11 protein-coding genes and 1 pseudogene are annotated in these 8695 nt (G+C 72.4%); 8 read left to right on the top strand and 4 right to left on the bottom strand.

From position 1 onward, the window contains the following. Positions 1-128: 128 nt before the first annotated feature. Positions 129-641: an ATP-binding protein gene (locus ACWV17_RS27855; RefSeq protein ID WP_455361842.1), complete on the bottom strand. Its 513-nt coding sequence runs from the start codon at positions 639-641 to the stop codon at positions 129-131. Positions 642-802: 161 nt separating this feature from the next. Continuing rightward, complete coding sequence (locus ACWV17_RS27850) at positions 803-2047, bottom strand: ROK family protein (protein WP_455361841.1); 1245 nt, start codon at positions 2045-2047, stop codon at positions 803-805. A 128-nt stretch (positions 2048-2175) separates the two neighbouring features. Here ACWV17_RS27850 and ACWV17_RS27845 point away from each other — a divergent pair, with 128 nt between their 5' ends. The 8 genes and pseudogenes from ACWV17_RS27845 to ACWV17_RS27810 all read left to right on the top strand — a co-directional run bounded on the left by ACWV17_RS27845 (position 2176) and on the right by ACWV17_RS27810 (position 7914). Next, on the top strand, positions 2176-3099 hold the full coding sequence (locus tag ACWV17_RS27845; RefSeq protein WP_455361840.1) for an SMP-30/gluconolactonase/LRE family protein: 924 nt from the start codon (positions 2176-2178) through the stop codon (positions 3097-3099). Further along, positions 3096-3731 (top strand): bifunctional 4-hydroxy-2-oxoglutarate aldolase/2-dehydro-3-deoxy-phosphogluconate aldolase, encoded by a 636-nt coding sequence (locus tag ACWV17_RS27840; RefSeq protein ID WP_455361839.1) that lies wholly within the window; start codon positions 3096-3098, stop codon positions 3729-3731. Before ACWV17_RS27845 ends, ACWV17_RS27840 begins: the two co-directional genes overlap by 4 nt. Next, positions 3728-4669, top strand: a complete 942-nt coding sequence (locus ACWV17_RS27835) for a sugar kinase (protein ID WP_455361838.1) — start codon at positions 3728-3730, stop codon at positions 4667-4669. Before ACWV17_RS27840 ends, ACWV17_RS27835 begins: the two co-directional genes overlap by 4 nt. Before the next feature lie 77 nt (positions 4670-4746). Then, positions 4747-5499: an SDR family NAD(P)-dependent oxidoreductase gene (locus tag ACWV17_RS27830; RefSeq protein ID WP_455361837.1), complete on the top strand. Its 753-nt coding sequence runs from the start codon at positions 4747-4749 to the stop codon at positions 5497-5499. Then, positions 5496-6641 carry a galactonate dehydratase gene (gene dgoD / locus ACWV17_RS27825; protein WP_455361836.1) on the top strand — a complete coding sequence of 382 codons (1146 nt, stop codon included), beginning with the start codon at positions 5496-5498 and terminating at the stop codon, positions 6639-6641. Before ACWV17_RS27830 ends, dgoD begins: the two co-directional genes overlap by 4 nt. 129 nt (positions 6642-6770) lie before the next feature. After that, positions 6771-6905, top strand: coding sequence for a hypothetical protein (locus ACWV17_RS27820; protein WP_455361846.1), 135 nt, complete (start codon positions 6771-6773; stop codon positions 6903-6905). Beyond that, positions 6905-7024: pseudogene (locus ACWV17_RS27815) on the top strand (transposase); the annotation flags it as partial. The gene ACWV17_RS27820 and the pseudogene ACWV17_RS27815, both read left to right, overlap by 1 nt. A 107-nt stretch (positions 7025-7131) precedes the next feature. Next, positions 7132-7914 carry a hypothetical protein gene (locus ACWV17_RS27810; protein WP_455361835.1) on the top strand — a complete coding sequence of 261 codons (783 nt, stop codon included), beginning with the start codon at positions 7132-7134 and terminating at the stop codon, positions 7912-7914. A gap of 121 nt (positions 7915-8035) precedes the next feature. On the opposite strand, the gene ACWV17_RS27805 is transcribed toward ACWV17_RS27810, so the two are convergent. Together ACWV17_RS27805 and ACWV17_RS27800 are read right to left on the bottom strand one after the other, a co-directional pair. Then, entirely contained in the window at positions 8036-8413 is a 378-nt protein-coding gene (locus ACWV17_RS27805; protein WP_455361834.1) for a fic family toxin-antitoxin system, toxin component, read from the bottom strand. Then, positions 8413-8652: a hypothetical protein gene (locus ACWV17_RS27800; protein WP_455361833.1), complete on the bottom strand. Its 240-nt coding sequence runs from the start codon at positions 8650-8652 to the stop codon at positions 8413-8415. The genes ACWV17_RS27805 and ACWV17_RS27800 overlap by 1 nt, the downstream gene beginning before the upstream one ends. Positions 8653-8695: the final 43 nt, after the last annotated feature.

Here is an 8695-nt window from a genome sequence, read left to right as displayed (position 1 = left end):
CCCCCCCCCCCCCCCCCCCCCCCCCCCCCCCCCCCCCCCCCCCCCCCCCCCCCCCCCCCCCCCCCCCCCCCCCGGGCTCGTGGAGTTCCGACAGCGGTTTCCCGGCCGATGGATCGGCCGGGAAACGGCTATGCGGCGACGATCCGCTCGGGTTCGGCGACCGTGACGGCCGCGCGGTCCGGGAGGGTGCGCGGCTGCGTCCTCGGCACCCGGATGCAGGCTTTGACGCACCGCCCGCCGGAGTGCTCCTCGACGTGCACCCACTGCGTCACGTACTTGACGATCTCCATGCCGCGGCCGCGTTCGCAGGGGTCGCAGTCGCGTCCGGGCCTGGGCTGCGGGATGTGGCCCGAGTCCCGCACGGCGACGTAGAGGTTTCCCGCCTCCTGGGCGAGCGAGAGGCGCAGGGTGAGTTCCCCTCCTCCGTACTGGACGGCATTCGCGGCGAGTTCGGCCACGACGAGTTCGGCGGTCTCGCACGCTTCCTGCTCCAGCCCCCATGTGCGCAGCACGGCGGTCGCGAAATGGCGCGCCCGGCAGACCTGGGCCGCCTCGGCCGGCACGGCCAGCAGCGCAGCGTGCGCATCGCGGGTCGGGGCGGGGGGCGATGTGGGGCGGGGGGCGCTGATGCTCAGGTACATGGCTACCTCTGAGGGGGCCAGAGGGACGGGGCGGCGGTCGAGGATCCGGCTGCTTCGACCGGGAGGCGATCTCCCAGGAGAGTGGGAGAACGATCACTTCTGGGATGTTTACGTAAACAGTACCCCAGATTCCCTCAGAACTGAACAGATTGGCGCAAGGTTCACTTCGCGCGGCTGCGGGCGCCCCTGACACGGCTGACCGGACCGAACAGCTCGCGGTCCCCGAGGAACCCCTCCAGCGCCGAGGCCGCCGCGCCGCGCGTCACCGCGTTGTGCGACAGGGCGCTGCGGCGCAGGTCGAGGGCACGCAGGGGCTGGGCCAGGGCGTGGTCGGCGAGCGCGGCGCGGGTCTCGGTGAGCAGCCGGTCGCCCAGGCCCTCCACGACCTGGTTGCCGAGGACGATCACTTGGGGGTTGAAGACGTTCACGAGGCTTCCCACGGCGGCCCCGAGGTAGCGGCCGGTGCGCGCGATCACTTCGGTCGCGACGGGATCGTCCTGCGCCGCGCGCAGTGCGAGGGCGCGCAGGGCCTCGGGGCCGTCGGACGCGCGCAGCAGCGGGTCGGCGGGTGCCACGGTCCGCAGGGTCTCGAGGATGCCGCGGGTGCCGACGTACGCCTCGACGCAGCCGCGGCTGCCGCACCGGCAGGCCCGGCCGTCGAGCTCCAGGCAGGTGTGCCCCCATTCGCCGGCGCTGTTGGTGGCGCCCCGGTACAGCGTGCCTCCGATGGCGAAGCCGGCGCCGACGCCGGCCCGCAGGGTGACCACAACGAGGTCGTCCACGTCGCGCCCCTCGCCGAACCACATCTCGGCGAGCGTGCTCGCCTTGAGCGGGTTGTCCAGGTGGAGGGGCATGTCGACGCGCTCGGCGAGCAGGGAGCGCATCGGCACCTCGCGCCACGACCAGTACGGCGAGTACGTGGAGACGCCGCCTTCCCGCTCGACCAGACCGGGCACGCTCACGCCGGCGCCGAGGACCTGCCGCTGCGGGGTGCCGGTCGCCTCGAGGACCGCGGCGACGCTCTCCTCGATCCGCGCCACGACATCGCCCGGCTCGACGTCGCGGGCCGGCAGCGGCCGCTCCTCGGCGTGCAGTTCGCGCAGGGCGAGGTCGAACAGCTCGGTGCGCACGGAGGTCTCCGCCACGTCGACGCCGATCAGCGCGCCGCGCTCGGCGTTCACGGCGAGCAGGGCCCGCGGGCGTCCGCCGCCGGAGTCCAGCCTGCCCGACTCCACGAGCACGCCGGCGTCGATGAGCTCGGCGGTGAGGTTGGCGACCGTGGCGAAGGAGAGCCCGGTCGCGGCCGCCAGCTCCTGCCGGGTCCGGCCCTCGGCGTCCGCGTAGAAGCGGCGCATCACCTCGAACCGGTTGAGGCACCTGATGTCCTGCGAGGTGCGGTGGGCCACGTGTTCCGTCCTTCGCCGTGTCGGGCCGGGTGACGCGATCTTATTCCGACCCTTGGAAGAATCGCCACCGAGTATTTACAAGGGTTAGACGAATGGTTAGCGTTACGCGGGAACCAAGGAGACTTCATATGCGCCACTTGAGGGCCCGTCCCTGCAGCCCGGACCCCGGCAGGCTCTGCGAAGGCCCGGTGTGGGACCACGACCTGCAGGAACTTCTCTGGGTCGACATCACCGCCGGCCTCATCCACCGCGGCAGCCTGGTCCCGCGCGCTGACGGCAGCGGCCTGCCCGACGTACTGCCCCGCACCGCACTCGCCCCCGGCGGCCAGGTCGGCGCCGTCCAGCCGACCCGCAGCGGGGCCCTGATCGCCGCGGTGTCCACGTCCCTCGTCAAGATCACCGACGACGGCTGCCCTGAGCAGCTGGCCGCCCTGCCCCTCCCCCTCGATGGCGTGCGGCGGCGGCTCAACGACGCCGCGTGCGACCCGCGAGGACGCCTGCTCGCCGGCACCATGGCGTACGACACGACTCCGGGCGCCGGCTCCCTCTACCGGCTCGGGCCGGACGGGCTGCGGGTGCTGCTCGACTCCGTGACGATCTCCAACGGACTGGGCTGGAGCCCCGACGGCGCCCTGATGTACTACGCCGACAGTCCGACCGGCCGCGTCGACGTGTTCGACTACGACCTCGCCACCGGCACGCCCAGCGGCCGCCGGCCCTTCGCCGCCATCGACGGCGGAGTGCCCGACGGCCTGACCGTGGACCGCGAAGGCAACGTCTGGGTCGCGGTCTGGGGCGCGGGCCAGGTACGCGCCTTCGCTCCCGACGGCGTCTGCCACACCGTCGTGGACGTGGGCGCCTCGCACGTGTCCAGCGTCGCCTTCGCCGGCCCCACCCTCGACACCCTCGTGATCACCACGGCGACCGAAGAACTGTCCGAGCAGCAGCTGCACGAGGAGCAGCACGCCGGGCGGCTGTTCGTCTGCCGGCCGGGCATCGCCGGCCTGCCGACCGTGCCCTTCGACGACCTCGTCCCCCAGGAGACGGCATGACCACCCTCTCGTCCGCCCTCGCCGCCGTCCCGATCGTGGCGATCCTGCGCTCCTGCTCCGCCGACCGGTTCCCCGAGGTTGCCGACACCCTGCGCCAGGCCGGCGTCCGCGCCGTCGAGTTCACGCTCACCACCCCCGGCGTGCTGGATGCCCTGCGCGAGTACGCGCAGAGCCTGCCCGAGGGGCTCGCGCTGGGCGCCGGCACCGTCACCACCCCGGGCGAGGCCGAGGCCGCGGTGGCGGCCGGCGCGCAGTACCTGATCACCCCGGCCACCTCGCCCGAGGTCATCGCCGAGGCGCGCCGGCTCGGCGTTCCGGTGCTGCCGGGCGCCCTGACGCCGACGGAGGTCCTCACCGCCTGGCAGGCGGGCGCGACCATGGTCAAGCTGTTCCCCGCATGCGTCGGCGGCCCCGAGTACGTGCGCGCCGTCCGCGCCCCCCTGCCCGACGTGCCGCTCGTGCCCACCGGCGGCATCCGGCTGGAGGACGCCGCCGACTACCTCCGGGCGGGCGCCGTCGCTCTCGGCATGGGCAGCCCCCTCGTCGGCGACGCCTGCGAAGGCGGCGACCTCCGCGCCCTGGCCGACCGCACGGCCCGGCTCGTCGACCTCGTGGCCGGAGTGCCCCGGTGACCGGCCTGGTGACCCTGGGCGAGGCGATGGCCGTGGTCGCGACGGACGAGCCCGGACCGCTCGCGCCGGGGAAGCACGCCAGGCTGTCATTCGCCGGTGCCGAGGCGACCGTCGCGATCGGCGTCCGCCGGCTCGGCCACCTGGCAGCGTGGATCGGCCGGGTCGGCGCGGACGCCGCCGGCACGATGATCGTCGGCGGGCTGCGGGCGGAAGGCGTCGACGTCTCCTGCGTCCGCGCCGAACCCGCCGTTACCACCGGGCTGATGCTCCGCGAACGCCGGACCGCCGACCGCATCCGCTCCGCCTACTACCGCCGGGGCCTCGCCGGCTCCCGCCTCGCGCCCGAGGATGTCGACGAGGAACTCGTCGCCGCGGCCCGGCTGTTGCACATCACCGGAATCACTCCCGCCCTCGGGAGCAGCGCACGTGACGCCGTGCGCCACGCCGTCACCATCGCCCGCAGGGCCGGGGTCACCGTCTCCCTCGACGTCAACTACCGGTCGCTGCTGTGGTCCGAGGACGACGCGGCCGCCGAACTGGGCTTCCTCGTCCGGCAGGCCGACCTCGTCTTCGCCGGGCCCGAGGAGGCGCGACTCCTCGTCGGCGACACGCCCCCGGAACAGACCGCGCAAGCGCTGCGGGCGCTCGGCCCGCGGCAGGCGGTCGTCAAGCTCGGCGCCGAGGGGGCGCTGGCCGTCGTCGACGGCACCGTGCTGACCCAGCCGCCGGTGCCGGTCACGGTCGTCGACCCCATCGGCGCCGGCGACGCGTTCGTCGCCGGATACCTCGCGGCGCACCTCGACGGCGCGTCGCCCGCCGAACGGCTGCGCACGGCCGCGACGTGCGGCTCCTTCGCCGTCTCCGTCCAGGGCGACTTCGAAGGCCTGCCGCGACGGGACGAACTGCCCCTGCTCACCGGCGACGACGTCATCCGCTGAAACGTCGCCGCGCCCCGGTCGGCCCCGACCGCTCTGCGCGACGCCGGCCTCGATCCGAAAACGGACAGGAACCACCCATGCAACGCTTCACCGGAAAGACCGCGGTGATCACCGGTGCCGCCTGCGGCATCGGCGCCGCCACCGCGCTGCGGCTGGCCGCCGAGGGCGCGACCGTCGTCCTCGCCGACATCGCCGACGCGGCCGGCGAGGCCGTCGTCAAGAACATCCTCGCCGACGGCGGCCGCGCCGCCTACGTCCACTGCGACGTCTCGTCCCAGGAGGGCTGGCAGCGGCTCCACGACCGCACGCAGGAGATCGCGGGACCGGCCGACGTCGTGCACAACAACGCCTTCACCCACATCTCCGCCGCGGCGCACGAGCTGACCCTCGACGGCTGGGACAGGGAGATCGCGGTCAACCTCAAGGCGCTCTACCTCGGTGCCCGCACGTTCGTGGACGACCTGCGCGCCACGAAGGGCTGCTTCGTCGCCACCTCCAGCGTGCACGCCCACTTCGGTCTGCCCGGCCACCCCGCGTACGCGGCCTCCAAGGGCGGCATCTGCGCGCTGATCCGTCAGCTCGCGGTCGAGTACGGGCCGGACATCCGGTTCAACTCCGTGCTGCCCGGGCCCATCCTCACCGACGTGTGGGACGAGGTGAGCGAGGCGGACCAGGAGCTGTCCGCCCGCGCCACCGCGCTCGGCAGGCTCGGCACGGCCGACGAGGTCGCGTCCGCGGTGGCCTTTCTGGCCTCCGCCGACGCCTCGTACATCACCGGCGCCGACCTCGTCGTCGACGGCGGCTGGTCCGTCAAGAAGGAGTCCAAGTGAAGATCACATCCCTGCGCACCTACCTCGTCGCGCCCCGCTGGTGCTTCCTGCGCATCGACACCGACGAGGGCGTCACCGGCTGGGGCGAGCCGGTGATCGAGGGCCGCGCGCACACGGTCGCCGCCGCCGTCGACGAGCTGAGCGACTACCTGATCGGCCAGGACCCGCTGCGGATCGAGGACCACTGGCAGGTGCTCACCAAGGGCGGCTTCTACCGCGGCGGCCCGATCCTCTCCAGCGCCGTGGCCGGCATCGACCAAGCGCTGTGGGACATCAAGGGCAAGGCGCTCGGCGTCCCGGTGTGGCAGCTGCTGGGCGGCAACGTCCGCGACCGCGCGCGTGTGTACAGCTGGATCGGCGGCGACCGCCCTGCCGACGTCGCCGAGCAGGCCCTGGCCCGAAAGGCCGAGGGGTTCACCGCGATCAAGATGAACGCGTCGCCCCAGCTGGAGTTCGTCGACACGCCCAAGGCCGTGCGCGGCATCGTGGACCGCGTCGCCCGCGTACGCGAAGCCGTCGGCGAGGACTTCGACATCGCCGTCGACTTCCACGGCCGGCTGACGCTCCCGATGGCCCGCCGCGTCCTGCCCCTGCTCGAGCCGTACCTCCCGTTCTTCGTCGAGGAGCCCGTCGTCCCGGAGCTGAGCGACCACATCGGGGAGATCGTCCGCTCGACCAGCATCCCCATCGCGACGGGCGAACGCCTCTACTCGCGCTGGGACTTCAAGCAGGTCCTCGGTCAGGGCATCGCCATCGCCCAGCCGGACCTGTCGCACGCCGGCGGCATCTCCGAGGTACGCCGCATCGCGGCGATGGCCGAGGCGTACGACACCGCGCTCGCCCCGCACTGCCCCCTCGGCCCGATCGCGCTCGCCTCGTGCCTGCAAGTCGGGTTCGCGACCCCGAACCTGCTCATCCAGGAACAGAGTCTGGGCATCCACTACAACACCGGCTCCGACCTTCTCGACTACCTGGTGGACCCGTCCGTGTTCCGCTACAAGGACGGACACGTGGAGCTCCTCACGGAACCCGGTCTCGGCATCCACGTCGACGAGAAGGCCGTCGAACGCGCCGCCGAAACGGGCCACCGCTGGCGCAACCCGATCTGGCGCCGCCGGGACGGCTCCGTCGCCGAATGGTGACGGCGAGGCGTGGCCGAAGGCGCTGAAGGCCCGCCCCCGGCGTCCGTGCCCCGGGGGACTGTAAAGCGTTCGGGTCTGGCCCGTAGTCGGTGATGACGCCGAGTAGCCATCCGTAATCATGATCTTGTGATGGATGTCAACTCCCTTATCAGGACGGTGTTTTCCGGGCTATCGGCGCTGGTCGTCGAGGACGTGGTGGACGGTGGTGACGCGGTGGTGGTCACGGCCCCCACGCGGGGTGTGGCGGTGCCTTGTCCGGTGTGATGCCGTCGGCCGCGTCGGACGAACAGCTCGTCGCGATGCTGGTCGACCGGGCCCGCCGCGAGGGCCTGCAGCTGACCGGCGAGCGCGGGCTGTTGCAGCAGCTGACCAAGCGGGTGCTGCCTTGACGGTGTCGCCGTCGGCGGTGATCAGCGGGGCATGAGGCCCGACGTCCGCCGCGCGGGGCCCGGCAAGAAACGTCGAACACCAGCACGTCTACGATCCTGCGATGATCACCCTGTCGTTGGACACCACCTCCACCAGCTACGCGGCCGGGCAGTCGCTGGGCGCTTTTGTCGTCGCGGGTGCTGTCATGGCCCTGGTCTGGCGTATGACGCGCTCCTGGCGTCGTGTCGACCCACCCGGCTCGTCTGTGCCGGGGATTTCGTTGCCTGCTCTGCGCGCCAGACGTCAAAGAATCGTGTGGAGCGTGCTGGCGGTCATCGCTGCCGCGGGATTCGTCAAGGCCATCTCCGTCTACAACCCCGAGCCGCGGGCCGCCCAGGCGGGGGCCGACGAGGCTGTTGCTTCGGACGAGGTCCCACGCCGGGTCATCCAGCCGCCGAATCAGCTGGGGCACCACCAACTCCTGACCGGCGAAGACGCGGCGGTCTACGCAGCAGTGCAGGAGCGCAGCAACAAGAAGCGGGGTTCCGGCCGCCAGTGGTGGTACTACGGCACGGACACGCAGGAGCTGACAGCCGTCCTGTCCATCAACACGGTCGAGCAGGACCCGGAGCTGGCTGCGGAGAAGAAGCGCGACTCCTTCGCCCAGGAGTTCCGCAACTTCTTCGCCGGTGCCAAGGCCCGTGACACCGCGTTCTTCGACGCCGGCCCCCTGCCGGGGCGCCTGGGCTGCGGCCACGTCGACATACCCACCGGCGAAGCCGCGATCTGCGGATGGACCGACGCCTACACCTCCGGCATGGTGAGTCTGATCGACATCCAGGATCTGCATGAAGCAGCGCGGATCACCCGAGACTTCCGCGCCGCGTCCGACCGACGCTCCTGAGGAGCGCCCAGCGCCTCGGTATGCGACCAGGCGGCGTCAGTACAGGCGAACGCTCACGGGGCCCTGCACGACCGGTACCGCGACCGGCGCAGCCCTGGCAGCGGCGCCGTGCCTGCGAGCGTCAGGTGGCGGTGGGCCAGGTCCGCAGCAGTGCGGCGATTTTCGCGGCGGTGCAGGCGGGGTCGAGGAGCAGGTCTCGCAGTGCGATGGCGTCGTCGCGGGTGGGTTTGACGGGGATGCCGGCGGCTTCGAGGTACATGACGCCGGTGGCGGCGGCGACGGCGAGGTTGGAGCGCTCCAGCCAGCGGCACCGGCCCAGGGTGTGTACGAGGGCGGCCGCCTTGGCGTAGGGGCCGTCGTAGACGGGCTGTTCGAACAGCTCGGCCCGGTGACGCGCGACAGCGGCGACCGGGACGCCGTAGTCGTCCGGGGCGGGATCGTTGGCGCCGGCCGCTTCGGCGGCCTGCAGGATCCAGGGGACGTCGATGTGCAGCTCCATCAGGCGGCGCGCGCTCCCCGAGGGTTCTGCTGGGCGTCCTCCGCCTCGTCGAAGACGTCCTGGTGCTCGGCCAGGAAGCGGGCGGCCGCGTCCACCGCGCGGGCACGCATACCGCTGGCGTCGTCCTGCACGAGGCGGGCGAGGTAGTCCCCGACACTCAGCCCGAGGTCCGCAGCGCGCTTCTTCGCGAGTTCCGCCACGTCCTGATCGACTCGTGCACCCAGCTGTGTCTTCGCCATACCCGTATGGTAACAGTCGTTACCACCCGTGTGGGGTGCGGGT

This window comes from Streptomyces mabaensis (genome assembly GCF_053763515.1).
Note: the sequence above shows the minus strand (reverse complement) of the source record. Positions and strands in the feature narration are given on the sequence as shown.

Excerpts from the sequence above, each read along its gene's own strand:
- ACWV17_RS27855 (WP_455361842.1), bottom strand. The coding sequence starts at position 641 with ATGTACCTGAGCATCAGCGCCCCCCGCCCCACATCGCCCCCCGCCCCG.
- ACWV17_RS27845 (WP_455361840.1), top strand. The coding sequence starts at position 2,176 with ATGCGCCACTTGAGGGCCCGTCCCTGCAGCCCGGACCCCGGCAGGCTC.
- ACWV17_RS27840 (WP_455361839.1), top strand. The coding sequence starts at position 3,096 with ATGACCACCCTCTCGTCCGCCCTCGCCGCCGTCCCGATCGTGGCGATC.
- ACWV17_RS27830 (WP_455361837.1), top strand. The coding sequence starts at position 4,747 with ATGCAACGCTTCACCGGAAAGACCGCGGTGATCACCGGTGCCGCCTGC.
- ACWV17_RS27820 (WP_455361846.1), top strand. The coding sequence starts at position 6,771 with ATGGATGTCAACTCCCTTATCAGGACGGTGTTTTCCGGGCTATCGGCG.
- ACWV17_RS27810 (WP_455361835.1), top strand. The coding sequence starts at position 7,132 with ATGATCACCCTGTCGTTGGACACCACCTCCACCAGCTACGCGGCCGGG.
- ACWV17_RS27805 (WP_455361834.1), bottom strand. The coding sequence starts at position 8,413 with ATGGAGCTGCACATCGACGTCCCCTGGATCCTGCAGGCCGCCGAAGCG.
- ACWV17_RS27800 (WP_455361833.1), bottom strand. The coding sequence starts at position 8,652 with ATGGCGAAGACACAGCTGGGTGCACGAGTCGATCAGGACGTGGCGGAA.